This window comes from Alcanivorax sp. P2S70, assembly GCF_000475295.1.
In the GTDB taxonomy this organism is placed as follows: domain Bacteria; phylum Pseudomonadota; class Gammaproteobacteria; order Pseudomonadales; family Alcanivoracaceae; genus Alcanivorax; species Alcanivorax profundi.
The window spans coordinates 160,664-186,970 of sequence record NZ_AXBZ01000003.1 but is presented as its reverse complement, the minus strand read 5'-3'; the positions used below and the strand labels follow the sequence as shown (position 1 = coordinate 186,970).

General features: G+C 56.6%; 19 protein-coding genes. 6 read left to right on the top strand and 13 right to left on the bottom strand.

Annotation, left to right across the window (positions count from 1 at the left end; all coding sequences use genetic code 11):
* Positions 1-20 precede the first annotated feature (20 nt).
* From Q672_RS19090 to Q672_RS19060, 7 genes are all read right to left on the bottom strand, one after another.
* The gene (locus tag Q672_RS19090) at positions 21-812 is read right to left on the bottom strand and encodes an endo alpha-1,4 polygalactosaminidase (protein WP_022984007.1); all 792 of its coding nucleotides are present in this window, start codon (positions 810-812) and stop codon (positions 21-23) included.
* A gap of 134 nt (positions 813-946) precedes the next feature.
* The gene (locus tag Q672_RS19085; RefSeq protein WP_022984006.1) at positions 947-1,900 is read right to left on the bottom strand and encodes a Csu type fimbrial protein; all 954 of its coding nucleotides are present in this window, start codon (positions 1,898-1,900) and stop codon (positions 947-949) included.
* Positions 1,897-2,592, bottom strand: coding sequence for a fimbrial biogenesis chaperone (locus Q672_RS19080; RefSeq protein ID WP_022984005.1), 696 nt, complete (start codon positions 2,590-2,592; stop codon positions 1,897-1,899). Before Q672_RS19080 ends, Q672_RS19085 begins: the two co-directional genes overlap by 4 nt.
* A complete protein-coding gene (locus Q672_RS19075) occupies positions 2,592-5,075 on the bottom strand; it encodes a fimbria/pilus outer membrane usher protein (protein WP_081703573.1) in 2,484 nt (827 codons plus the stop codon). The genes Q672_RS19080 and Q672_RS19075 overlap by 1 nt, the downstream gene beginning before the upstream one ends.
* Before the next feature lie 75 nt (positions 5,076-5,150).
* Positions 5,151-5,654, bottom strand: coding sequence for a Csu type fimbrial protein (locus Q672_RS19070; RefSeq protein ID WP_022984003.1), 504 nt, complete (start codon positions 5,652-5,654; stop codon positions 5,151-5,153).
* Positions 5,655-5,897: 243 nt separating this feature from the next.
* Positions 5,898-7,328, bottom strand: coding sequence for an aldehyde dehydrogenase family protein (locus tag Q672_RS19065; RefSeq protein ID WP_022984002.1), 1,431 nt, complete (start codon positions 7,326-7,328; stop codon positions 5,898-5,900).
* A 130-nt stretch (positions 7,329-7,458) separates the two neighbouring features.
* A complete protein-coding gene (locus tag Q672_RS19060; RefSeq protein WP_022984001.1) occupies positions 7,459-9,099 on the bottom strand; it encodes an acetolactate synthase large subunit in 1,641 nt (546 codons plus the stop codon).
* 318 nt (positions 9,100-9,417) lie between these two features.
* Between Q672_RS19060 and Q672_RS19055 the strand changes: the two genes are divergently transcribed.
* The gene (locus tag Q672_RS19055) at positions 9,418-11,142 is read left to right on the top strand and encodes an amidohydrolase (protein WP_022984000.1); all 1,725 of its coding nucleotides are present in this window, start codon (positions 9,418-9,420) and stop codon (positions 11,140-11,142) included.
* Between the two features lie 117 nt (positions 11,143-11,259).
* Here the strand turns inward: Q672_RS19055 and Q672_RS19050 are convergent, their stop codons facing one another.
* Positions 11,260-11,484 (bottom strand): hypothetical protein, encoded by a 225-nt coding sequence (locus Q672_RS19050; protein ID WP_022983999.1) that lies wholly within the window; start codon positions 11,482-11,484, stop codon positions 11,260-11,262.
* A gap of 203 nt (positions 11,485-11,687) precedes the next feature.
* Positions 11,688-12,722, bottom strand: a complete 1,035-nt coding sequence (locus Q672_RS19045; protein WP_022983998.1) for an AraC family transcriptional regulator — start codon at positions 12,720-12,722, stop codon at positions 11,688-11,690.
* A gap of 123 nt (positions 12,723-12,845) precedes the next feature.
* On the opposite strand from Q672_RS19045, the gene Q672_RS19040 reads away from it, so the two are divergent.
* Positions 12,846-13,166 carry a 2Fe-2S iron-sulfur cluster-binding protein gene (locus Q672_RS19040; RefSeq protein ID WP_022983997.1) on the top strand — a complete coding sequence of 107 codons (321 nt, stop codon included), beginning with the start codon at positions 12,846-12,848 and terminating at the stop codon, positions 13,164-13,166.
* Positions 13,167-13,199: 33 nt separating this feature from the next.
* Complete coding sequence (locus Q672_RS19035) at positions 13,200-14,609, top strand: cytochrome P450 (protein WP_022983996.1); 1,410 nt, start codon at positions 13,200-13,202, stop codon at positions 14,607-14,609.
* A gap of 124 nt (positions 14,610-14,733) precedes the next feature.
* On the opposite strand, the gene Q672_RS19030 is transcribed toward Q672_RS19035, so the two are convergent.
* Positions 14,734-15,912, bottom strand: a complete 1,179-nt coding sequence (locus Q672_RS19030) for a hypothetical protein (protein WP_022983995.1) — start codon at positions 15,910-15,912, stop codon at positions 14,734-14,736.
* Positions 15,909-16,742: a DUF6502 family protein gene (locus tag Q672_RS19025; RefSeq protein WP_022983994.1), complete on the bottom strand. Its 834-nt coding sequence runs from the start codon at positions 16,740-16,742 to the stop codon at positions 15,909-15,911. The genes Q672_RS19030 and Q672_RS19025 overlap by 4 nt, the downstream gene beginning before the upstream one ends.
* Before the next feature lie 472 nt (positions 16,743-17,214).
* On the opposite strand from Q672_RS19025, the gene Q672_RS19020 reads away from it, so the two are divergent.
* Positions 17,215-18,639 (top strand): ELWxxDGT repeat protein, encoded by a 1,425-nt coding sequence (locus Q672_RS19020; protein WP_235047176.1) that lies wholly within the window; start codon positions 17,215-17,217, stop codon positions 18,637-18,639.
* A 275-nt stretch (positions 18,640-18,914) separates the two neighbouring features.
* Here the strand turns inward: Q672_RS19020 and Q672_RS19015 are convergent, their stop codons facing one another.
* Together Q672_RS19015 and Q672_RS19010 are read right to left on the bottom strand one after the other, a co-directional pair.
* Positions 18,915-20,207 (bottom strand): ribonucleotide-diphosphate reductase subunit beta, encoded by a 1,293-nt coding sequence (locus tag Q672_RS19015; protein WP_022983992.1) that lies wholly within the window; start codon positions 20,205-20,207, stop codon positions 18,915-18,917.
* A 117-nt stretch (positions 20,208-20,324) separates the two neighbouring features.
* Complete coding sequence (locus Q672_RS19010; protein ID WP_022983991.1) at positions 20,325-23,210, bottom strand: ribonucleoside-diphosphate reductase subunit alpha; 2,886 nt, start codon at positions 23,208-23,210, stop codon at positions 20,325-20,327.
* Between the two features lie 645 nt (positions 23,211-23,855).
* Between Q672_RS19010 and Q672_RS19005 the strand changes: the two genes are divergently transcribed.
* Together Q672_RS19005 and Q672_RS19000 are read left to right on the top strand one after the other, a co-directional pair.
* Positions 23,856-24,578 (top strand): response regulator, encoded by a 723-nt coding sequence (locus tag Q672_RS19005; RefSeq protein WP_022983990.1) that lies wholly within the window; start codon positions 23,856-23,858, stop codon positions 24,576-24,578.
* Positions 24,579-24,603: 25 nt separating this feature from the next.
* A complete protein-coding gene (locus tag Q672_RS19000; RefSeq protein WP_022983989.1) occupies positions 24,604-26,208 on the top strand; it encodes an ATP-binding protein in 1,605 nt (534 codons plus the stop codon).
* Positions 26,209-26,307 lie beyond the last annotated feature (99 nt).

Below are 26,307 nucleotides of genomic sequence, written 5' to 3'. Positions count from 1 at the left end.
CAGTTGAGGAAGCGCGTATGTCAGTCGTTGCAAGCGAACCGGAAACTGTCGTCCAGGGCCACAGGCAGGGTCAGCGATTGAAACTGTAGTTCGGCCATCTGGCGACAATGAGCGGCTCTTGCCTGCGAATCCAGGTGCAAATAGTCGATGTGAAATACGGGTTTTCCAGCATCGATAAAGGGGGTCAGAAGATGGCACTCCTGCCACTGGTGGCAAGATTCGTTGACGGCGAAATCAACCAGCGGCAGCAGTTCCTGTACCTGCCCGAGATCATTCTTCAGCGACACCGCCATGCCCAGCGCATGGGCTTGATTAAAAAGAAAACGGTTGTAGTCCAATTGATCCTCATAAGTCAGAGGAAAGCCTGTCCGATTGCTGTAACCATCCACATTGTCAGGATCAACGCCGTCACAGCCTCGCTCGGCGGCCAGCAACAGACGTTCGCTCATAATCTCCCGAACATTGGCTGAACGGGTGTCGAGCCAGCGCTCTCCAGGCCAGTCGCCCAGTCGGCGGCCCTTGTCGGTGGGGAGAAAGCGGTTGGCATCTTCTCGCCACTTTTCGAAGCTGCCCGCAGAAAAATAACAAATCACTTTCCGGCCGCTGGCCTGCAGGTCTGTAATCACGGACTGTGGAGTGTCAAACAGATCGAGAATATAGAGATCAGCGGTGTAGCCGCTATTGGTAGGTCCCTGCAGTTGTATTTGCCAAGTCGTTTCTATGCCTGGCTGGTACCACTGTACGGGTACCTCGACCGGTGGGGTAACCAGGCTGGTGATGGCTCCTGATAACAGGCCAAGCGATGAGCTCATCGGGCAGATTCCACTGAAATTGATAGTGCGATGGTAGTGCCGGAAGGGGACAAAAAATGTGGTGAAATTCCGCTATTTTTGTTACTTGGCTTATTTAATTAGAATATCAAAACTGTTCTATATGCATAAAGTGGCTAAAACGTCACCACCACCGTGACGGTATCGCTGTAGCTGCCAGGCTCCGCACCAGCATCGTCAAAGACCCGACCAAATACAGTGAAAGACAGGCCAGTGCCAGGGCCAAGCCCTGTCCCGGATTGCTGTTCTCCACTGGCTGTGCCCCAGCGCTGGGTGCGCCCACTGTCCTGATAGAGTTCGTAGCTGACTTGATAGCTGCCATTGGTCATGGTGCGGTTACCACTGGCGCCGTTGTTTAACCCAACCTCGAAGTCGGTTGCGTTACTGCATCTGACGGTGATGGTGGAGGTACTGTCTGCCTGCGCTAAAGGGGTGTTCTGGGTTCCGAAGTCAAGATCGGTTGAAGAGACCTGGCATTGATCCGGAATGTTGACCTGAGCGGTGAGGGTGTAGGTATCCGTTACCGCCCCGGCTCCCGCACTGCAGCTCTGATTGAACCCGTTAATACGGACCCGGGCTTGTGAGCCCGCCATGAGGGCTCGGTGCAATTCGGCCCGTGTGTTGCCCGGAAGAGGTGTTGCGATCAGACCATAAAACGTGGCGGTGCCGCTGGCGCTAAAGGTAAAGAAAGGCATGCTGACATTGACCCCGACTCCGGTATTGGTTGCCCCACCGGGTTGCCCCACTACGGTGGAATGATTGGCCGCATCGAAGACGTTAAATGGCAGGGAGGGGGGCTGACTGCTTAACGGAACCAGATAGCGTGGGAGCATACCTCCAGTATCGTCGTTATTCACATGAAGGCAGAGCGTATTCTGGGTTGATTCAAAGAAACCGCGGGTACAGGACCAGTTTACAGTGACCTGGGTGCTGACTGGGCCACCGGTAAAAGGATCAACCGTACCGAAATCCATCACCGGCGAGCCCTGCACGCTGCATTCCACCGCTGCCTTGAGACCGGGGCTGAACATCATGACGATGCCCGCCACGACAACCCGACGGGTCTTCATGGCTGATCCTCCACGGGCAGTAAGAAGGGTTTGCCATTCAATTTGAATGAAAGTGCGCTGCCAGTGGGCAGCGTTACCGATTCGAGTGGCAGGGAAAGTTGGCCATCAGGCAGCACATATCCCACCAGCCCGCGCTGGACAAGAATGTCCTCGCCGTTATCCGTTTGCAGGTGTGCATCACTGAGCCTGGCATGAGCGTCGCCTTTGTTGTGGATAACGATCCCGTTTTCATTCCGGGTTGCAATCAGGACCGGGCTCTGGTCTTTGTCGCCAGCAAAAACCGGTACCGATAACCGTAGCAGTACGCGCAGTTTGGCGCCGGCTTCGTTTTCGGTATCGGGCACTTCGCTGATGATAAGCCGGTAGCTGAGTTCCTTGTCTGCATCGGTGGGCCGTTGTCGTACGATTCGTACTACTTGCTGCCCGTTCGCAGGAATCAGGGTGACCGGGGGGGTGACCACAAGATCCTGTTGCTGACGAAAGCGGGATTCACCATCCACTTCTTCCCAGGCAAAGAGCTGCAGTTGATAGAAACCATCCCGGCTTGACCCGTTGCTCAGCGAGAAGGTGGCGTTTGGCTGAGTTTGGGTGATGTGCATGCGCAGAGGTGCGACCGTTAACTGGCCCGCCTGAAGCGGGAGGCATGCCAGCAGCAAAAGGCCAAGCACTCCGGGTCGAAACATTGCGTTCATCACTGCGAAATCCTCTCGTCGCTGCTGTATTCCGAAGGCGATTTACAGGTATAGGGCCCCAGACGTTTCAGGGAACCCGGTTCCGGTTCAAAATGAAATTGGACGGTACAGAGCTGGTTGTTGCGAATGATGCCAATCTCGTTGTTACCCGGGTCAAGACCACGAATAAAGGCTTCCCCATCGTAACCGACTACGGTGGCATCGGCATCACCGAACAGCACCCGACTGCCCGGGGGAACCGGGTTGCCGGTGTGATCAATAATTACCACTACGGCACTGTGCTCCTGCTTAACGGCAAAGCGAGCAGTGACGCCCACCAGTTCCGCAGGTTTTATGTTCAGAATGGTGTCTTCTACCAGTGCATCAGCGGGCAGGTCGTCAATATCAATGGCCAGCTTATTCTCGGTGTAGGGCACCAGATCCGGCAGTAGCAGTCTGCCTTTGCGGTTAGTGTGGCCGATGACCCGGTTGGATTGCCGCACCGGAATATCCGCAAAGCCTCCGGCATCAACGATCGCAAAGCTGTTGTTCATGGTGTTGGCGGCAAAGACATCATCATAATTGGTCACCAGAGAGCCACTGATATTGGCAAACGTATTGGTCTGGTTGTTGTCACCAAAGACGCCTGCCTGTAAATCGGCATAAGGTGTCCACCAGCGACCACTGGCTTGGCGAATGCCGTCAGGATCGGGACTGTAAGCCAGATCCCAACCAACATCCCAGAACTCCTCCACCGGTTGCTGCAACGTCAGTATCGTGTCGGTGTCGCCGCTTAGCTCGTCGTGATCGACTCTGACTCCCGCCTGGATCGGACGGGTACGGATGTTATCAATGTAGTAATTCAGGCTCGCAAGCCAGGTGCGATCATCGCTTTCATCAAGGTTCTGGTTCAGGCTCAGTGTCATGGACAGGCGGCGCCAGAGGCTTCGTGTGTGTCCGACCACAAGAAAGCGGCTGTCATCGCCACTGAAAAGCGAGGTTTCCAGATAGGTCGCGTTGAGGCTGCCATGACGATCCAGATTGATACTGCCGTTAATTTGTAAACTGCTCTCAATGCTGGGGCCGGCATCCAGGCTGTTGCTCAGGTCTCGGTAGCCTTCGGAACGGCGCGTATATTGTCCGCTAATACCATACCGATAAGTACGGAATTCATGGCCAATCACCCATTGGGTGCCTTGCTCGTCATCATCCTGACCATGCGCAACCGCCAGATTACTGACGCCCAATAAGCCGGCTCTTGCGACTACCCCGGCACCGGTATTCAGCAGTTCCGAGCTGGCACTGGTACTGGCTTCCAGTGTCAGCTTGTCATTGAGGCCGTAGCGAGCAACACCGGTACCCACCGGATGCGCATCGTAATCATTGGAGCGAACACTGTAAAAACGGCGGGGGGTGCCAAGGCTCCCTGAATAGTCCCAGTACCCCTCGCGCAGCAATTTCGGGCTGACATAGAAGGGAACGGTTTGTGAGACCTGTCTGCCGAGGGTGTCTGTGGTGACCACCTGTACTTCACCCAGACCCGTTACCCGCGGAGAGGTTTCAAGAACAAAGGGGCCGGGTTGGACATTCTGGTCTGTCAGCCGCAAGTCGTTGACGAACACCTCCAGTGCGGAAGGCAGGGTGGCCGAGCCACTGATCTCCGGCAGTGGAAAGGTAATCAGATCGGGACGCGAGGCGAAGTTCCGGGAAATCTGCACACCGGCAAGCCGGACGGAGGGGGTCCAGTTGAGGGCACCCGTCAGTGAATCCCCGACAATATAGGTTCGCATGCGATCCGCATCGGTATACCGCCAATAGCTATCCAGGCGGACATAGTTACCACTGTTGTCCGGATCCGCATCGCTCCAGCGAACCAGGCCGCTGCTGCTGAATGCGCCCCAATCGCCAAAAAAACGTGCCTCATGACTGGCAGAAGTATTGCTGTCGCCGTTTTCTGCCCGGGTAGAGTAGGCGTCATAATTCAACAGGGCACCATGACCCCGTTGCAGCGGACTTGCACTATTGAACAGACCTGCCCGCAAGCTTTGTTCCGGGAGCCAGCTGGCTGGTACCAGCAGATTGATCTGCTGGCTATTGTTGTCGTAACGCCCCGCCACCCCCAGCGCGTCAAGGGTGATCCATTGATCCTGAGGGGGGGAGGGGAACTTCAATCCGAGTTTTTGCAGTGCCTGGGTGTCAACAGCAAGTTCATTGCCGTACACCTGCACGGGCAGAGTCTGGTGGCTGGGGACACCGTTGAGAATCAGTTGTGGGTAGGCGATGTAAGCTGCATTGCCCTGCCCGGAGGCCATGGCGCGCAGACGTGCGATATCCGATTGGGAGTACTGCTGATCCAGTGAGGCAACGGAATCAGGAAGGGCGGCAATTTGAGTAATGGAACGACTCTCATCCGCCTGCGCCTGACCGGCATGCATTAAAAAAAGCATTGCCAGGAAGGAGCGAGCGATTCGCTCCTGCTTGCCTGGCAAAACCCTTTTTTGCATCGTTGGCGCTGTCACTCGGATACATCCTTGTCATCCTTTATCGCCTGTCTTTGGGCGATAATTCCCTGTTCATGTTCAGAACGTTACGGTGACAGTGACAGTGTCATCCAGATCGACACCGGTATCACCATCAATGTTGTCGCCCGCAGCGATCGTGGGGGTCTGCGCAGGAATCAGACCGTATACGGTGAAATCCTGCTGGGTGCTGTCACCTGTGCCCGAATTGACGTTGGTGTTATCCCAGTCGGTGCTGTTTCCACTGTCCTGGTACAGTTCATAGGCAACAGAAGAACCCGCGGCAGAAGTCATGTTACGGCTGCCATTGGTGCCGCTCAGGCCGATATCGAAAGCCGCACCATTGGAGCAGGTGACGCTGACGGTGCTGGTGGAGGTAATTCCGCCCGTCGTGACTTGCGCTTCGGTGGCATTGCCAAAATCCAGATCGGTGGCCTGATCAATGGTGCAGGATGCACGCAGGTTCAGAAGCACCTCAAAAGTATCCGTTTCGGTCGCAGCAATACTGGCGGCGGGGGACGCCATGGCCGCAGCAGTGATTGCGGCAGAAACAAGCTTTTTCATGTTCTTCTCCATTCCCATTGAAGCGTGGGGTAGCCGATTTAAAAGTGTGACTTGTGTCACAGGATGTAATTAACGATAACAACCATATGGCCTGGGTAAGGATTGGTAAATGGAATAGGCGTTAATACAGTGTAAAACAGAGATGAATGGCGTTCACTTCAGGATAAGCGGTGTTGTTATTGGTATTAACGGTTTTTTAGTGCAGTTTTTGGCGCACCCGCCAGTGGCGGATGCGCCTGTCGTTTACTGCGGTGTGCGAATCACCAGCAGTCGCTCTTCGGTCATGTCGTTGATGGCCCAGCGGATCCCCTCGCGGCCGAGCCCGGAGTCCTTCACGCCGCCATAGGGCATGTTGTCGACCCGCCAGCTCGGCACGTCACCGATCACCACGCCTCCTACTTCCAATACATCCCAGGCTTTCTGGGCCTTGTACAGATCACGGGTGAAGATGCCCGCCTGCAGCCCGAACTTGGAATCGTTGATGGCTTGCAGGGCGGCGTCGAAATCGCTGAAGCGGCTGATCACGGCAACCGGGCCAAAGGCTTCTTCTTCCACAATGTGGGTGCCGGCCGGGGCATCTTCCAGCAGGGTGGCTTCCAGCATGGCGCCATTGCGCTTGCCGCCGGTGAGCAGGGTGGCGCCGGCGTCCACGGCTTCATTGATCCAGTTTTCCAGGCGGCTCGCTTCGCCTTCGGAAATCACCGGGCCAATAAAGGTGTCCTCGTCCTTCGGGTCGCCCATTTTCAGGGACGCGGTCTTTTCCACCAGTTTCGATTTCAGGGCGTCGTAGACCTTGTCGTGGATCATGATGCGCTGTACGCCGATGCAGCTCTGGCCTGACTGATAGAAAGCGCCAAACACAATGCGCTCGACCGCGTCGTTGAGGTCGGCATCTTCATCAACTACCACGGCGGCGTTACCGCCAAGTTCCAGAATCACTGGTTTCTTGCCGGCACGGGCTTTCAGGTCCCAGCCCACATCCGGGCTACCGGTGAAGCTCAGCAATTTGAAACGATCGTCGGTGGTGAACAGGTCGGCGCCGTCGCGGTGGCAGGGCAGTACCGAGAAGGCGCCCTTGGGCAGCGCGGTCTCCGCCAGCACTTCGCCGATGATGATGGCGCCAATGGGGGTTCGGCTGGCTGGCTTGAGTACAAAGGGGCAGCCGGCAGCGATGGCCGGGGCAACCTTGTGGGCCGCCAGGTTCAGGGGAAAGTTGAACGGTGAAATAAAGGAACAGGGACCAATGGGGACCCGTTTCACCATGCCCCGGTAGCCTTTGGCGCGGGCGGAAATTTCCAGGTTCAGCACTTCCCCTTCGATGCGTACGGCTTCTTCAGCGGCGACGCGGAAGGTGTCGATCAGGCGAGTCACTTCACCACGGGCATCCTTGATGGGTTTGCCCGCTTCGATGCACAGGGCTTCGGCCAGTTCGTCAAACCGTTCCTGAAAACGTTTCACACAGTGATAGAGAATTTCCTGCCGCTCGTAGGGCGCCAGTGCGGCCATGGCGGCACTGGCCTTGTCGGCCGCCTCAATGGCTTGATCAATGGTGGCGGCATCAGCCATGGCCACGCGGGTGGCAACATCACCGCTGTATTTGTCGGTGACTTCCAGATCCTGGTTGGCGAACACGGCCTCGTTGGCCAGATAGTAGGGGTAAGCGTCTTTTAGCATGTTTGTTCCTTGATGGCGTTGGTGGGGCCATGAGGTGTTTGGCTATCTTTTAAAGCGTCGGACGTCGGACGTGCGACGCTACAATCAAACCCCGGACGGCGCAGGCTGCTTAAGCCGTCCGGGATGAAGATCAGAGCTTTCCGCTCAACTCACGAATTTCCTGGTTGAGAATGCGGTTGTTGTCGCGGTAGTCCACCGGGCAATCAATCACGTGTACGCCGCCAGCCTGATAACACTGCTCGATCAAGGGGGCGAGGCCATCGGTGGATTCCACGCGGTGGCCATTGGCACCGTAAGAGCGGGCGTACTCCACGAAATCCGGGTTCTGGAAGTCGAGTCCAAAGTCCTGGAAATCCATGTCGCTTTGTTTCCACTTGATCATGCCGTAGCCGTCGTCGCGCAGAATCAGAATGACGATATCGAGTTTCATGCGCACCGCGGTTTCCAGCTCCTGGCTGTTCATCATGAACCCCCCGTCGCCGACGATGGCCATCACGCGGCGGTCCGGGTAGACCATTTTGGCGGCCATGCCGGAAGGCAGACCGGCCCCCATGGTGGCGAGGGCGTTATCGAGCAGCACGGTGTTGGGTTTGGTGGCGGGGTAGTTGCGCGCAAACCAGATTTTGTACATGCCGTTGTCGAGGGTCAGGATGCCGTCTTCCGGCATGATCTTGCGGATTTCATCGACCAGGCGTTGCGGGCGAATCGGGAAGCTGTCGTCGACGATGCCTTCACGGATGTGGTGTTGCAGCGCATCACGAATGCGATGGAAATCGGCAAAACTCCAGTGCTCCTGCGGCTCCAGACGCTCTTTCAATTGCCACAGGCTGTTGGCGATGTCGCCGATCACTTCGATCTGCGGGAAATACACCGGGTCGACCTGGGCGGAATTGAAGTTGATGTGAACCACTTCGGCACCGCCGGGGCGCATGAAAAACGGCGGCTTTTCTACCACGTCGTGGCCGACGTTGATGATCAGGTCGGCCTGGTCGATGGCACGATGGACAAAGTCACCGGAGGACAGGGCGGTGTTGCCCAGGAAGTGCGGGCCGGTTTCATCGACCACGCCTTTCCCCATCTGGGTGGTAATCACCGGAATCCCCAGTTTCTCCACGAACTGCCGCAGCATCTTGCTGGTGAGCTTGCGGTTGGCGCCGGCGCCGGCCAGCAGCAGGGGCTTGCGTGCGCCCTGGATGGCTTCGATGGCCTTGCAGATCGCCTTGTCTTCGGCAATCGGGCGGCGAGTCATGCTGGGTTCGGTGACCGGCATGGTGGAGTGCTCGCGGGCGATGTCTTCCGGCAGTTCCAGATGGGTGGCGCCGGGACGTTCTTCCTGGGCCAGGCGAAACGCTTCGCGGATACGGGTGGGAATGGAATCACCGCTGACCACCTGCTTGGTGAACTTGGTCAGCGGGCGCATCATGTCGACCACATCGATGATCTGGAACTGGCCCTGCTTGCTGCTTTTGATCGGCTTTTGCCCGGTGATCATCACCATGGGCATGGCGCCCAGCTGGGCGTAGGCGGCGGCGGTGACGAAGTTGGTGGCGCCGGGGCCGAGGGTCGACATACATACGCCAGCCTTGCCGGTCAGTCGGCCATAGGTGGAGGCCATAAAGCCGGCAGCCTGTTCGTGACGGGTAATCACCAGTTTGATCTTCGAGCCGCGCAGGGATTCCAGCAGGTCCAGGTTTTCCTCGCCGGGAATGGCGAACACGTGTTCTACGCCTTCGGCTTCCAGGGCACGGACGAACAAATCTGATGCTTTCATGTTTCTCTGTCTCCGGTTGTACCCGTCCGGCTCCCTGGCCGTTGCGGGCTCCACATAGGGTGGCAATCAAGTGTCAACGCGGTTAATGCAAGGATAATGCCGCCTTTTCCTTTATTTGGTGCACAAAATGCGCACCAATTGGATGCATCAAGATCGTTGCGAGGTTCACTATAGCGCGTCGACATGCTCATCGGTATGCAGTTGCTTGATCCGTTTCATTAACAAATGTGATGGGAATGTGTGTGCCGGGTTGTGCACGCCGCACAGGCGGTGCACAGTCTGCGCATCAACCTTGTCTGGTCGGAGTAACAATTGCCCATGAAGATCTGGCTCTGGGTTCTGGGTGCCGTGCTGGCGGTGGTGTTGGTCGGGCTGGCGGGTGTTTACCGCTGGTTCAACCCGCCGGCGCCCCCCGCGCAGCTATTTTTTAACGGCACAGTGGTCACCATGGACCCGGCACAGCCAGAGGCATCAGCCATGCTGGTCAAGCGTGGCGAGATTGTCGCGTTGGGCGAGGTGAAGGTGCTGCGTCAGCAGGTCAGTCGTGATGTGCAGGTGATTGATCTGGAAGGCGGCACCCTGATGCCCGGCTTTATCGATGCCCACGGTCATTTTCCGGGCGAGGGGCTGTCAGCGGTGGCGGTGGATGCCAATAGCCCACCCATTGGTGACCTGTACAGCATCGATACCTTGTTGGAGCGTTTGCGGTTGTTGGCCCAGCGCCGGCCAGAGGGGCCACTGTTGGCCTACGGTTTTGATGACACCACTATCGGTGAGCAGCGTTACCCCACCCGGGATGAACTGGACACGGTCAGCGACAGCCGGCCGGTGATGGTCATGCACATTTCCGGGCATCTGGGGGTGTTAAACAGTGCCGGGCTTGCGGCCATGTCGATCCCGGAAGAGGTACCGGACCCGCAGGGTGGGTTTTACGGTCGCGACGCAGATGGACGTCTGAATGGCCTGCTGGCAGAAACGGCCTTTTCACCGGTGCGTGCGTCGATGCTGGCGTTGTCCGGCATGGACGGCTTGCGCGTACTGAACCGGGCATCACACCAGTACCTGGCCCGTGGCATTACCTTTGCCCAGAATGGGCTGGCGGATCCGGCGAGCCTGCGGGCGCTGAAACCGGCGTTGCGGCTGGGGGTCATTCCCTTGCGTTTGAGTCTCTGGCCCGATGCTGAAGCGGAAACCTTGCGCGGGTCGGGTGCACTGACTCTGCCTGGCAGCGACCGCATCCATCTTGGGCCGGTCAAACTGGTGGCCGATGGTTCCCTGCAGGGTTATACCGGTTTTCTCAGCGAGCCCTATTACACCGTCCCGGAGGATTATCCGCCGGATTACCTGGGCTTCCCGACCTTGTCGGGAGCTGATCTGACTGAACAGGTAACACGTTTTCATTGTCAGGATCGTCAGGTGGCGATTCATGCCAATGGCGATGCGGCAATTACGCTGGCGCTGGACGCCGTGGCCGCTGCCCGACAGCAGTGCCCGACGATCCGCAAACCACCGGTGTTGATTCATGCGCAGACCAGCACAACGGCCCAGCTGGAGCGTATGAAGGCGTTGGAGGTCATCCCCTCGTTTTTCAATGCCCATGTCTATTACTGGGGGGACCGCCACCGCGACATCTTCCTTGGCCCGGAGCGGGCGCGACGGATCAGCCCGCTGGCAGAGGCTGAGCAGTTGGGATTGCGTTTTACCTTGCATGCAGATTCTCCCATCGTGCCGTATCAGCCGTTGCTGATGGTCTGGAATGCGGTGCACCGCGAGACCTCGTCGGGGGCAACGCTGGGGGCGGGCCAGTCGGTGAATGTTGAGCGGGCCTTGCAGGCGGTGACCGTTGATGCAGCGCGACAGCTGGGGGTGCAGGACCGGGTCGGTCAGCTGCGGGTGGGGATGTTGGCCGATCTGGTGTGGCTGGATCGGGATCCCAGGGACAATATCGCGCAGTGGAGAGATATTCAGGTGAGAGGCACCTGGATCGGTGGGGTACGCCGCTACCCGGATGGGGTGGAAGATCCGGCACTGTCTGCGCAGTAGGCAGTCAGTGAGTCGGCGACGGTGTCGCGAGTCGCGATTCAAGAGGGCCGTCGGTGCGGCCCTTGTCAGGGGCGGGGGTGTCCCGCGCCGTGATGTCCCGTTAGCGGGAGATCAGTATCAGTGCCAGGTCCCTTCCAGGTTTTCGCATTGCTCCAGAAATTCTTCGGCACTCATTTCGATGGTGTCTGTGTCCAGGTGGGAGGCCACCTGTTCTTTCAGCTGACCCACGACCTTTGACATTACGGTCAGAGTCTCTTCCACCTGCTCAATGGTTTCCAGCAGATCCTCGGCTTCTTGCAGGTACTCTTCTTTCAGGTACTCGTCTTTTTCGTAATCGCTCATGCGAAGCCTCCTGATGGTATTGAGAGAGCCGGGCTACGTCACAGCTCACTTCCATGTTGCCAACGATGTCGGCGTAAAACAAACGGGAATTCCCGGGAATTGATTAAAGTTTGAGCGCTTGTGATGGGTGGTCACAGGCTTTTGTTAAACGGTGGCTAAATCGGGATGGTCTGCCGCCGGAAGGGGCAGCCGGATCGTCAGAATTAGTGCTGATGCTTGCGGAATTGCTCCGGTGTCAGGGTGTACCAGCGTTTGAATGCGCGGCGGAAATTGGCGCTGTCATGGTAGTTGAGGAGGGCGGCTATGCTGTCGACGGTTAATCGAGGGTCTTGCAGGTAATCTGCCGCTTGTCGGGACAGAATCTGTTCGCGAATTTGCCGGAACCCACTGTTTTCCAGTGCCAGCTTTCTGGCAAGGGTGCGCTTGCTCATGAACAAGGCCGCGGCGGCCTCCTCTTCGGTGAGTGTTCCGGGTGGGCAGGACAGCATCATTTTCTCTACCCGGTAGCGATAGCTGTCGCTGTCAGCGACCAGTTGCGAGAGCATTTTCTCGCATTGCTGAAGGGCTAGCTGATAGCTTTCATGGTTGGCTGCATTATTGGGGAAAAGGCACAGCGCTTTGGGAATTCTGGCCATGAAATGCTCTGCCCCAAAGTGGTAAGGCCCCGGCAGGTACTTCGGGTATTGCTCGTGGTGGGCGGGCATGTGATGGCTGAAAAAGGTTTCCACCTCGTGGGCCGGCCGACCAAGAATCGAGCGGGCGGTTTCGAAGAACATCATGATGAACGCTTCGGATAAACAGCGCCGTGTCTCGTCACTCAAAGGGGCATCAAAGTTAGCGTAGCAACCCAGCCATTCTCCGTGATCCTGTACCTCGATGCGCACGAAGTTCAGACGGGTGGGAGCATAGCGGTGAATTGCTTGCAGGGCCTCCAATAAATTGGCGCTACTGAGCGTCAGGAAACCCATGGCTCCGTGGGTGGCAGGAGTCAGGCGGTGGCCAAGGCGAAAGCCAAAGGTGGGGTCATCACTGATCTCCATGGCGTTATGCAGGATTTGCACTTGTTGCTGGGTGGTCAGCAGGCTGTCTTCAGCCAGCAGTTGTTCCGGCGTTACCTCGGTGCCTTGAAGCAGCATCCACAGTCGTGTGGGGGGAAGCCCCAGTTCCCGGGCAATCAGGCGTGAGTAACTGGCTGGGTTGGTTGCCTGGGTGTGTTGTGGGTAGGGGGCTTGCGCCATTCGGTTCTCCTCGTGGGAAGGCTTATTGTCTTTTTATGACTCCCCTTTGTCAAAAAATGACCTGCTCAGCGGGGCGGAGCAGCGGCACTGTGTCAGTCACACAACAACAATGAGAGTTCTGACATGGCAACGATGACCTTTATCGAACATGGCGGCACTGCCCACGAGGTGAATATTGAAACGGGCAAGTCGCTGATGGAAATCGCCGTGGATAACCTGATTCCCGGTATTGATGCTGACTGCGGCGGTGCCTGTGCCTGTGGCACCTGCCATGTGATTGTCTCCAGCGAATGGTTTGCCAAAACCGGCACCACCAGTGACGAAGAAGACATGATGCTGGGTATGACTCCGGAGCGTGCTGATACCTCCCGGCTAGCCTGCCAGATTGAGGCCTCAGAGGCCCTGGATGGTCTGGTGGTTCAGTTGCCTGAATTCCAGATGTAAGGCACGACACCGTCATTCACAGGGAGAGCCCCCATGTCACTGAAATCTACCGCCATGAATGTCACGGCCACCGTGATTCCTGCCCACTGGCAAATCCGCGCCGTGCACCGTTTTTTGAAACTCAAGAACGCGGTATTCAAAGGGCCTTATGTGCCGACCTTTGTCGAGACACCGCTTCCGGACGTGGAGACGCTGGCGATTGAGGATATCGATGTCAGTAGTCCGTTCCTTTTCCGGCAGAAGAAATGGGAGTCCTATTTCAAGCGGCTGCGTGATGAACGACCGGTGCATTACCAGAAAAACAGTCCGTTTGGTCCGTTCTGGTCCATTACCCGCTACGACGACATCGTGTTTGTCGACAAGCATCACGAGCTGTTTTCGGCAGAGCCCATCATTACCCTTGGGCGCACTCCGGAAGGGCTGGAAATCGAAACCTTTATTGCCATGGATCCGCCAAAACATGATGAGCAACGCAAGGCGGTCCAGAATGTGGTGGCACCGAAGAATCTCAAGGAAATGGAATCGCTGATCCGTGAGCGAACCCGGGAAGTGCTGGACAGTTTGCCCGTGGACCAGCCTTTCGACTGGGTACAACAAGTCTCCATTGAGCTGACGGCTCGTATGCTGGCGACGCTGCTTGATTTTCCTTATGAGCAGCGCCACAAGCTGGTGTACTGGTCAGATGTATCCACTGCCAGCCCGGAAACCACCGGTGGCAAGGTTGGCCCGGATGAGATCTTCGCGGCGGCAGCGGATGCCGGGAAGCACTTTGTCAGCTTGTGGCATGAGAAGGCTGCCCGAAAAGCAGCGGGAGAAGCCCCGGGTTTTGATCTGATCAGCCTGATGCAGGCCAACGAAGAAACCAAAGACATGGTCAAGCGGCCCATGGAGTTCATGGGGAATCTGGTCTTGCTGATCGTGGGCGGTAATGACACCACGCGTAATTCCATGACGGGCGGGGTGCTGGCGCTAAATCAGTTCCCTGGGGAGTTTATCAAGCTCAAGGAAAACCCTGACCTGATTCCCAACATGGTATCTGAGATTATCCGCTGGCAGACGCCGTTGGCGTATATGCGGCGCATCGCGAAGCAGGATGTAGAGCTCAACGGGGAGACTATTCGCAAGGGCGACAAGGTGGTGATGTGGTATGCCTCGGGTAATCGTGATGAGCGCAAGATTGAAAACCCGGACGTCTTCCAGATCGACCGCAAAGGCGCGCGCAATCACCTTTCCTTTGGCTTTGGCGTCCATCGCTGCATGGGGAATCGTCTGGCGGAATTGCAACTCCGTATACTTTGGGAGGAACTGCTTGAGCGTTTTGATGACATCAAAGTGCTGGAGGAGCCCGAGTGCGTGCAATCCAACTTTGTGCGTGGATATAGCAAGATGATGGTTCGGCTTTCGGGCAGAAAGAATAATAAAACTGAGGGAAAGTCACCGTGATAGCGGTTGAACCGCCGCGCCGTATCGGGAGTGGTTGAGGTTGTGGTGAGGCACTCCTCACTGCAAAGTCATCCTTCATGACTGTAGGTGGTGATGAAGGATGACTTTGAGGTATGAGGACTTCTCAGGGAACCTCAAAATCCGTTTCTGACCATAGACTAAGCTGGCTATCGTCATGGTGTTTTCTGACCCGGAAATAGCGGGTTCCGCTACCTAACGAAGAGTGCTCGATTTCATAGTAGTTACGTCGCCAGCCAGAAAGGTCGACGATGGGCGAGGAAAAATCGGCATTGTCATCAATCTGCAGATCGTAGGTAAGGCCCGTTGCTGTGACGATCTGCGCTTTGTGTTCCGGGTTTGTGCATTCCGCAGTCATATCGAAACAAAACTGTTGGGACGCTGCGGTTGGGTTGTGGGAGGTTGTCAGGTTGCTTGGAGGTTCCAGGCCAGGAGTGACTGTATCGATGACGTCCCCAACTGGAGCAATGGTCTGGCCAATCAGTACTGATTCAAGATTTTGCTGAATCGATGCCGCATCCAGCCTTCCATTGGCCTCCTGTAAGGAGCGCAGGGTGGTTTCATCAATAGGATCGCCGTTGCCAATGTCGGTTCTCAAAGTGTTGAGTAGTGTGGCCATGGAGTATTGAGGCTCTTCGAGGCGTCGTTCATTCACAGCCTCGGAGAAGAGCGCCGAAACATACAGCGCATAGGCATTGTCCTCGGCCGTAGTTCCAGGACGGTTGCTGATGTTCATGTTGGTGAAGGGCTGGCTGGTGGGGATATCACCGGTTACAGCTGCCAGCAAAGTTTTGACCTTGCTTTGCGCATCCTGTGTCGCCTGTTCGTAGCTGTTACCCAAATCGATTCCCTTCACTGCCTCATCATGACTGAGCAGGGTCAGCACGTTCACAAAGACGAGGGCTGGTTGTTCGGGATCTTTGTTCACCAGAGCCTTGAGGGTGATGCTCTCTTCGGAATAGGTTGCCTCAGTTTCATCGTAATAGCGCCCAGAGGTGGCGACCGAAAGCAAGCCAGGTTCCACCTCAAGAAGGAAATCGCCAAGGTTGGCCTGGACTTGCGATGAAGCGATGAGCGAGCTGGAATCTCCCTCAATCTTGAGCACATTCACTTCACTATCCTGAATAAAGGGCCCTTTATAGGCAGAACCCGCAAGCGAAGATTTGCTGCCGCCATTACCCGTGCCGGATATCCCCCCATCGTTGCTTGCAAGAAAGGACTCTCCGCCGCAGGACAGCAGCAGAGCCACCAGAAGAAAGAAGATGAATTTAGTGGTGTTTTTCATCGCTCTGAGCCTGAGTCCATGGGTTCTTCAAAATAGTAGATACCGACGCCGGCCCGGAATTGTTCTGAGTCGGCGTCTCCCTGATGATCGATTTCCCTGTCCAGCCAGCGATTGAGCTTCTGCAACAGTTCCAAACTGTCCGCTTCAATCAGCACTTTTAACTTGGCGATTACCTCGGGGTTGACCCGGTTATAGGCGACGCTCAGCTGAAGGCGGGAAGTCTTGCCTTGTTCTTCGATGTTGTAAGCGCTGGTGTTCAGCAGGTCATGGGCTGCCTGTCCCATCAGGAACAGCAGCTCTTCGTTGTCTTCATGGGGAATGTAGCTGTTGTCTTTCAGGCTTACCGTGTCGCCGTCATGGACATCAACCAGCCCCGATTGCTCGAGCTCCCCTAGCACGGTAACGACAGTCACATCACCACAATAGTGATGCACCAGGCTCTCGAGGCTAGGGCCATCGCCATAAAGGGGGAGCGTCTTCGGTTGGCCTTGTTCATCGCAGTAAAGCGCTTCTTTCTGCCAAGCGTTGATGGCTCTGACGGCTCGGTTGGTGCGTTTGGTCTGCAGTTGCAGCAGGGCATCCATGTCTTGGTTGAGCTTGCGCAGCCGGGCGGTTTCCTTGCGGTCCAGGCCAGTGAGGAGGGCGATCCGCGATGTGCTTTGCTTCTTGCCTTCAATGGTGAAGTTTTCCGCTTCTTCCACGTAAATGGCTTTCAGCCAGAGATAGAAATCATTCACCGAGATGCCGCGCTTGATCGCCATCCGCACAAGCGGGCGCATCAGCTTGCGAACCGCCTTGTGAAATCCTGTTTTGGAGGACGGATCAGGCATTGGTTAAAGACCTGGCGCGTAAGGTGAATGTTTGTGGAGCACTTTTTTGTCTCCTGGCTCTGCCGCAAAGGCGTTAAGGACGGGCCTGTGTCGACCGGGCGGTACATCCCGACATCCTCTCTCCCCCTACAGTTCGCGAGTCCATGGCGCTCGGCCTTCTGGTAGCCACAGTTCGTTGGAGTACGCCTTCAGGGAGCAGGCGCAAAGGTACCTCAGATCCTCTGTCGAGATGATGGTGAATCGTAAAATTTGGGACCTGAACCCCATCTAAAGCTGGGTTTTTCCTACGGTAACGTGACCGGTGTCGAAGTGCAATCCCCCGTAACAATATGATTTATTGAAGGAAATAGCATTATTTGGCTCAAAATAACCATAGTTACTGATTCCCCAAAAAGGTGTGCAAAACCCAAATCATTCTGATAGATTTCCAAAAAATGGGAAAATAAACCCAAAAATTGAAGAGGGGTCGATTATGAAAGCGTGGTATGTGCTGGGTGCGGCATTGTGTCTGACGGCGTGTGGGGGCGGTGGCTCCAGTAATAGAGAGGCGCCGGAGGTAGCAGCAAGTCCGACGGTGAAGTTTTTCCAGGCGGACAATGGCGCGAATGGCATGCAGCTATGGAAAACGGACGGCACGGAGGCGGGCACATCAATGGTCAAGGTGATCAATGCTGGCGGGAACGCGAGCATCGAAGTGCTTGGCACCCTTGGCTCAAAAACAGTCTTCAAGGCGAATGATGGTATTCATGGCCATGAGCTATGGGTAACGGATGGTACGGAGGCGGGTACGCTCCTGTTGAAAGATATCCTCGCTGGTACGGGAAGTACCTACATTCCCAGTTTCGCTATTGCTGATGGCACGCTGTTTTTCGGCGCCTACGATAACGTCAATGGTACGGAGCTATGGAAAACCGACGGCACCGCGGCGGGAACGATCATGGTTAAGGATATTCAGCCTGGGATAAACGGGACGGGGGTCAGCAATCTGGTAACGATGGGAGCCACGGTGTACTTCTCCGCCAGCGATGGTGTTGCCGGCTATGAGTTGTGGAAAAGCGACGGTACAGCGGCAGGGACGGTGATGGTGGCGGACATCAACTCCGGGGCCTCTCCATCCAATATTTCGGAAATGATCAACGTGGATGGCATGCTTTACTTCGGAGCGAATGATGGTACTCATGGTCACGAGTTGTGGAAAAGTGATGGCACTGCAGCGGGTACGGAATTGGTAAAAGACATTCGCCCGGGTATGGATCCCTCCTTACCCGCCGATCTTGTTGCCATGGATGGGGTGATCTATTTCTCCGCAGCTGAAAGTACCGCGCAGGGCGCCGAGCTTTGGCGCACTGACGGTACCGCTGCGGGTACCGAGCTAGTCAAGAATATCAATACCAGTACGGGGGGGAGCACTACCGCCAATGGTGCCAACCTTGATTTCCTGAATACAGTGAACGACAAGCTGTTTTTCACCGCGCGCTCAGTTTCTGGTGGTGATGATGAGCTATGGGTGTCCGATGGCACTGGAGCGGGAACCATGTCTCTGTTCAATGCCGGTAATGTGTATTACCTGATGGTTGCCAATGATACGGCTCTCTTTGTGGGGGAGGATGCAATGCATGGTCAGGAAATGTGGACCACTGACGGTACGGTGGCCGGCACGGTATTGCTCAAGGACATCGAGCCAGGCGCCAGCAGTTCGGATTTTTACTCGCTCGGCGAAGTCTATTTCCATGAGAACGATGCAGCCCCCCTCGTAGAAGTGTTGCCCGGTGTTGCGCTAATTGTTGCCTATCGTTCTGATATTGGTGTTGAGCTATGGAAAACCGACGGCACTGCTGCTGGTACCCAGCTGATCAAGGATATCAATCCTGGTATGGGGCATGGCTTTGATCTCTAATGCTTCGGGCGATTCAGTAGAGATTGCCCGCTAGATTTTCTGACCGTTACAGTCAGCGCCCGGTTCAAGTGAACTGGGCGTTTTTATTTTGGGAGCTAAGGGCTTTCTGCAAACGGACCAATCGTGTCTTTAACCGTAGGAGCGCCGATGGCGGCGTGACATAAAAGAGGTGGGCTAAACCTGCCTTTAGGGTTTTGGGCTTGGCCTGTTGCGTGAGGCATGATGCATAAAAAAGGGCGCCGAAGCGCCCTTTTTGTACTGCATCTGAGGGTGATTTAATCCCAGCTCAGTGCACCACCCACTTGGTACTCAGTCACCCGCGTTTCGAAGAAGTTCTTCTCTTTACGCAGGTCCATGATTTCGCTCATCCACGGGAACGGGTTGTTCACGCCTTTGAACTGCTCCGGCAGGCCCAGCTGGGCGAGACGGCGGTTGGCGATGAACTGCAGATACTCTTCCATCATGGCGGCGTTCATACCGAGTACTCCGCGTGGCATGGTGTCGCGGGCGTACTGGATTTCCAGCTCGGTGCCTTCCAGGATCATCTGGGTGGCCTTGTCGCGCATGGCCTGGTCCCACAGGTGCGGGTTTTCCAGTTTGATCTGGTTGATGACGTCTACGCCGAAGTTCACGTGCATGGATTCGTCACGCAGGATGTACTGGAACTGCTCGGCGACGCCGGTCATCTTGTTGCGGCGACCCATGGAGAGGATCTGGGTGAAGCCACAGTAGAAGAAGATGCCTTCCAGTACGCAGTAGAACGCGATCAGGTTTTCCAGCAGTGCCTTGTCGGTTTCCACGGTGCCGGTCTTGAACTCCGGATCGGACAGGTCGCGGGTGTACTGGATGCCCCACTGCGCCTTCTTGGCCACGGCAGGAATCTCACGGTACATGTTGAAGATCTCACCTTCATCCATGCCCAGGGACTCGATGCAGTACTGGTAGGCGTGGGTGTGGATTGCTTCTTCGAAGGATTGACGCAGGATGTACTGGCGACACTCCGGGTTGGTGATCAGGCGATAGATGGCCAGCACCAGGTTGTTGGCGACCAGGGAATCGGCGGTGGAGAAGAAACCCAGGTTACGCTTGACGATACGGCGCTCGTCTTCGGTGAGGCCGTCGGGGCGTTTCCACAGTGCCAGATCGGCGTTCATGTTCACTTCCTGGGGCATCCAGTGGTTGGCACAACCATCCAGGTATTTCTGCCAGGCCCAGTCGTACTTGAACGGTACCAGCTGGTTGAGGTCGGCGCGGCAGTTGATCATGCGCTTGTCGTCAACCTCTACACGACCGGCAGTGCCTTCCAGTTCGGCAACGCCTTCGGCTACGTCCATCTTGGCCACGGCGGCCTGGGCGCGTTCAACGGCATCGCTTACGGCGTTGTCGGTTCTTCCTCGCAGTTCATCGCTTCCTGAATTTCCAGCATCCGCTGCACTTCCCGGTGCCGGTGCTTCAGGTGCAGATGCCGCTTGGCCAGAAACCGTCTCAGATTGCGGCGGCGTTGCGGGCTTTGGTTGCGGCTTGGCGGCAGGCGTCTCTTGCGCATTGAATTCGTCCCAGCTCAGCATGTTTCTCTCCATTCCTTTCTAACAAGTTTGGTGTCGTCAGGTCACCGCTTGCGTATTCATTATGTGACGGCAGCAGCTTCACACCTGTCGCGTGAAGCCGCTGCGAGCGCGGAGCGCTTATTGACAGGCTTCGCAATCCGGGTTGTCGATGGAGCAGGCTTGCGGTACTTCAGCGGCCTGGCTGAACTCCGCCGGCTCTTCTTCCACTTTGGAAGACACGCGGTTGAGCTTGCCATCGTTGATGGTGGATTTTTCTGCCTGGGTCGCACCGATGGCGCGCAGGTAGTAAGTGGTTTTCAGACCCAGCAACCAGGCCATCTTGTAGGTCACGTCCAGCTTTTTGCCGTTGGCTTCCGCGATGTACAGGTTCAGGGACTGGGCCTGATCGATCCACTTCTGACGACGGCTGGCGGCTTCCACGATCCAGCGGGTTTCCACTTCAAAGGCCGTACGGAACTGCTCTTTGAGATCGGCAGGAATACGCTCGATGGGCTGCGCGGAACCGTCGTAGTACTTCAGATCGTTGACCATCACGTTGTCCCACAGGCCACGCTCTTTGAGGGCGTGGACCAGGTACGGGTTCACTACGGTGAACTCGCCGGACAGATTCGATTTCACGTACAGGTTCTGGTAAGTCGGCTCGATGGACTGGGACACCCCGGTGATGTTGGCAATGGTCGCCGTCGGCGCAATCGCCATCACGTTGGAGTTACGCATGCCTTTCCTGGCCATCTCGCGCACGCTGTCCCAATCCAGGGTCTGGCTGCGATCCACCTTGCAGTAATCTTCGCCACGCTGGTTGACCAGGATGTCGATGGAGTCGATGGGCAGTACGCCCTGGCTCCACAGCGAGCCGTCAAAGGTCTGGTAGGCACCGCGTTCTTCGGCCAGCTTGGCGGAGGCCTGGATGGCGTAGTAGCTCACCGCTTCCATGGAGGTGTCAGCGAACTGCACTGCGCCTTCGGAGGCGTAGCTGATGCCTTGCTTGTACAGCGCATCCTGGAAACCCATGATGCCCAGGCCCACGGGGCGGTGCTTCATGTTGGAGTTTTCTGCCTGCGGCACGCTGTAGTAGTTGATGTCGATCACGTTATCCAGCATGCGTACAGCGGTGTTGATGGTGCGCTGCAGCTTGTCGGTGTCGAGACCGTTTTCATCCACGTGCTGGGCCAGGTTAACGGAGCCCAGGTTACAGACAGCGATTTCATCCTTGTTGGTGTTCAGGGTGATCTCGGTGCACAGGTTGGAAGAGTGCACCACACCCACGTGCTGCTGCGGGCTACGCAGGTTGCACGGATCCTTGAAGGTGAACCAGGGGTGGCCGGTTTCGAACAGCATGGACAGCATCTTGCGCCAGAGAGTCGTGGCCGGCAGACGCTTGAACAGCTTCAGTTCGCCAGTACGGGTTTTGGCTTCGTAGGCGGTATAGGCTTTTTCGAAGGCTTCGCCATACAAGTCATGCAGGTCCGGGGTGTCGTTGGGGCTGAACAGGGTCCAGTCTTCTTCGTTCAGCACACGCTTCATGAACAGGTCGGGAATCCAGTTGGCGCTGTTCATGTCGTGGGTACGACGACGGTCGTCACCGGTGTTCTTGCGCAGCTCGAGGAATTCCTCGATGTCCATGTGCCAGGTTTCCAGGTAGGCGCAGACCGCGCCCTTGCGTTTGCCGCCCTGGTTAACCGCGACGGCGGTATCGTTGACCACTTTCAGGAACGGCACCACGCCCTGGGATTTGCCGTTGGTGCCTTTAATGTAAGAACCCAGTGCGCGCACCGGGGTCCAGTCGTTCCCCAGGCCGCCGGCAAACTTGGACAGCATGGCGTTGTCCTGGATGGCGCCGTAGATGCCGTGCAGGTCGTCGGGCACGGTGGTCAGGTAGCAGCTGGAAAGCTGCGGACGCAAGGTGCCGGCGTTGAACAGGGTCGGGGTGGAGCTCATGTAGTCGAAGCTGGAGAGCAGGTTGTAGAACTCGATGGCGCGCTCTTCCTTGTTCTCTTCTTCGATGGCCAGACCCATGGCGACACGCATGAAGAAGCACTGCGGCAGCTCGATGCGGGTATCGTTGTGGTGAATGAAGTAACGATCGTACAGGGTCTGCAGGCCCAGGTAGGTGAACTGCAGATCACGGTCGCCCTGGATCGCGGCGCCAAGGCGGGCCACGTCGTATTCACCCAGTTTCGGGCTCAGCAGTTCCAGCTCGATGCCTTTGCTGATGTAGGCGGCGAGGGCATCGCCGTACAGCGCGTTCATCTCTTCCTGGTTGGCACGCTCGGCCACGCCCAGGTACTGCAGTGCTTCAGCGCGGATCTTGTCCATCAGCAGGCGAGCGGTGACCTGGGAGTAGTTGGGCTCCACTTCGATCAGGGTGCGTGCGGTCATCACCATGGAGGTGTTGACGTCGTTGATGGAGACGCCGTCGTACAGGTTCTTGACGGTTTCGGTGATGATCTTGTCGGCGTGGACGTCGTCCAGGCCTTCACAGGCGGTGCGGATCAGGTGCTCAAGGCGGCCCATGTCCAGCGGCGCCTTGCTGCCGTCTTCCATGGTCACGGACATTTCCACCTTGTGGGTGGGCTCCGGGAACTGGCTGGCCTGCTCGGCACGTTTCTGCGCCTGACGGTCACGGTATAGCACGTAGTCGCGGGCCACTTTGTGTTCGCCATTGCGCATCAGGGCCAGCTCTACCTGGTCCTGAATCTCTTCAATATGGATCGTGCCGCCGGAGGGCATACGGCGTTTGAAGGTGGCACTGACTTGCTCGGTCAGACGGGCAACCACATCGTGGATACGGGACGAGGCGGCAGCAGTGCCGCCTTCTACGGCCAGAAACGCCTTGCTGATGGCCACGGTGATCTTGTCATCATCGTAGCTGACAACCTTGCCGTTGCGCTTGATGACGCGCAGTTGGCCTGGTGCTGTGCTGGCAATGTTCTGGTCCTGTTCGGTGCTGTCACCGGCCTGGGCGGCAGCGCCCTGCGGGTTCTGGCTCATATCCGTTTGCATGTTGCCCTCTCCGTTGTGCTCGTTGTGGTGCTGTTCTGTCTGTTGTGATGTCTGTAGCTGCTGTTGTTCAGCAGGGGCGCGTGGGATTAACCACGCAAAGCGCCATGACACTGAATCATGGCGCGAAAAATACGTTTAGCTTGGTGGTATAGGGTGTTTTGCCTGCTAACCACTATATCTTGTGTCCCTTCCATGAGCCTGCCGTTGTTCCTGAGTGGTTGAAATGCTCTAAGCAGCTGATCGCGCTGGCATTTTTCATATTCATTACGGACAGATCAAAAACTCGTGACGGTTTAACAAAAACCCAACATATTGGGGTCGGCGCTCGAGTTCAGTACAAGTTATAGTTGGCTCCGCGGTTTTGCAAGCATTTCGCCTGGGGAAATTTTGTGGATAAGTTGTGGAGCAATGTGGGTGCATTGCCGGCGCACTTTTTCCGTGCGGGCAAATACTAGATATTGTGTTTGTCAACGGAAAAACTACCCCGAAATCCGGGGTTGTGGCGCCTCATAGTCTTCCTGCAGGTTGCCGTGGGGAATGCGGATGCGTATAAACATGCCGTAGGGATACGTTTGTAACAGTTGCCGGGTTGGGCACTGCACAAAACGACAATAATGACAGGATACCTAAAAGGATAAGGACGGGATGACAACGGTTCAGGATAACCCGCCAGCCATCATGATCGTGGAAGACGATGAACGTCTTGCTGATCTGACCTGTGAATATCTTCAAGCCAATGGACTCGATGTGACCGTCGTCAGTGACGGCGAAGAGGCTATTCGCCGAATTCGTGCCGAGCAGCCGGATCTGGTGGTTCTCGATCTTATGTTGCCGGGAGCAGACGGATTGACTGTGTGCCGGGAAGTCCGCAGCGCATACAAGAACCCGATTCTTATGCTGACGGCCCGAACTGATGATATGGACCAGGTACTGGGCCTGGAAATGGGAGCGGACGACTATGTGGCCAAACCAGTAAAGCCGCGAGTGCTGCTGGCACGTATCCGTGCTCTGTTGCGCCGTGTGGAAACCGACAGCGAACGCGATAACTCCCCGGCACGGTTGGAATTTGGTGCTTTGGTGATCGACAACTCCGCACGGGAAGTGACTCTGGCGGGGGAATCCGTGGACCTGACCAGCGCGGAGTACGACCTGTTGTGGTTGCTGGCATCCAATGCCGGGACAGTCCTGTCTCGTGAAACCATTTTCGAGAAACTGCGCGGTATTCAATATGACGGTCAGGACCGTTCCATTGATGTGCGTATTTCGCGGATTCGACCCAAGGTCGGGGATGACCCGGAAAACCCCAAGCGCATCAAGACCGTACGCTCGAAGGGGTATCTGTTCGTCAAGGAAATCGGCGCGGCCTGATTTTTCAGCCGCACGCGGGTGACGTTTGAATAGTATCTTCCTGCGGCTCTATGGGGGCCTGCTGTTGGCGTTGTGTTTTATTGGCGCCATCACCTATGCCTCTGTGGAGCTGGTGAACCATTACCGCTCGGACCTGTACCGGGAAGCCATGGCGCGTGGCACCTTCTATCTGATGGCGGAGGGTTACCAGCGTTATGAGCCCGCGGAGCGGGAACGTTGGAGTCAGGTCCTCAGCAAGCTGTTCAATGCCGAAATCTCGCTCCAGAATGCGCAAGCGCTGGAGCTGGGCTATCGCGAGGAGCTTCATCTGAGTGACGGTCTTGTGGTGATGCGGCTCAATGACAGTGAAGGCTATGCCGATATCCTGTTCCAGTTGCCGGGTGAGGATGCCTACATTACCACCAGAATGACCAAGGTCTCTGAGCAGCAGGCGCGTGCTACGGCGGTGCTTATCCTCAATCATCTGTCTCATTTCCCGGAAGAGGAATGGAAGCCTGCGCTGGCCAGGTTGCAACAGCATTTTGGCTATAGTTTGAGTCTGGTGGGCCGCGACAGTGTCAGTCTGGATAATGAGCAGGAGCAGCGTCTCAACCGACGTGAGGTGGTGATTGCTCTGGATGACAGCACCCGCCGTGACTCCAGTATCCGGATCTTTGCCCCCGTGGCGCAGACAGGCATGTTATTGATGCTGGGGCCGCTCAGCCTGTTCGATCAATTCCCCATTGAGTTGCTGTTGATCGCAGGTGCCTTGAGCCTGATCGCCGTGGCATTTGCCACGTACTTGCAGGTCAGTCCGTTGCAGCGACGTCTCAAGCAACTGGATCGGGCTGTGAGTCAGTTGGGTTCCGGTGACCTGGGGGCTTACGCCAATATCGAAGGCAACGATGCCATTGGCCAGGTGGCAGCAACCTTTGCGCACATTCGTCGGTTGATTGAGTCGCAGCGGGAAATGACGCGGGCGGTCAGTCACGAGTTGCGGACCCCGGTGGCGCGATTGCGATTCGGACTGGAGATGCTGGCAGATATTGAGTCTGCTGATATGCGCCGGGAAAAACTCAATGCCATGGATCACGACATCGAACAGCTGGATCAGTTGATCGATGAAATTCTTACCTATGCCCGTCTTGAGCAGGGCACGCCCAATATTGAATTTACGCCGGTGGTGGTGGCAGAGCTGTGTGAGCAGTTGCGAGAAGAGCTGGAGACCATTCGTGGCGATACCTCGATTACTGTCGAGTGCGCCAGCCTGGGGCTGGATGTGGAGGCGGAAGAGCGCTACCTGCACCGGGTATTGCAGAATCTGGTCACCAATGCATTGCGTTATGCCCGTTCCTCAATTGTCATGCGGGTGCAGGAATCTGAGGGCCGGGTGCTGATATATGTCGATGATGATGGCCCCGGGATCCCTGAACACGAGCGTGAGCGGGTCTTCAAGCCGTTTGCCCGACTGGACAAAAGTCGCCATCGCGCCAGTGGTGGCTATGGTCTGGGGTTGTCGATCGTGAAGCGCATCGTCGACTGGCATGGCGGTGAGATTCGCGTCGAGGAAAGCCCGGCAGGCGGCGCCCGGTTTACCGTGGAGCTGCCGCGCACCCAGCAGGAGCAACACGTGTTGGGGCGAATGGGGTAGCCGCGCCAGAAGTCGCCACACGAGCGGTAATCTACCGGACACGTTGTCCTTGCGGCAAAGCAAGGCTTTTCGTTTCATGAGTCAGTGCGTCCGGCTTTG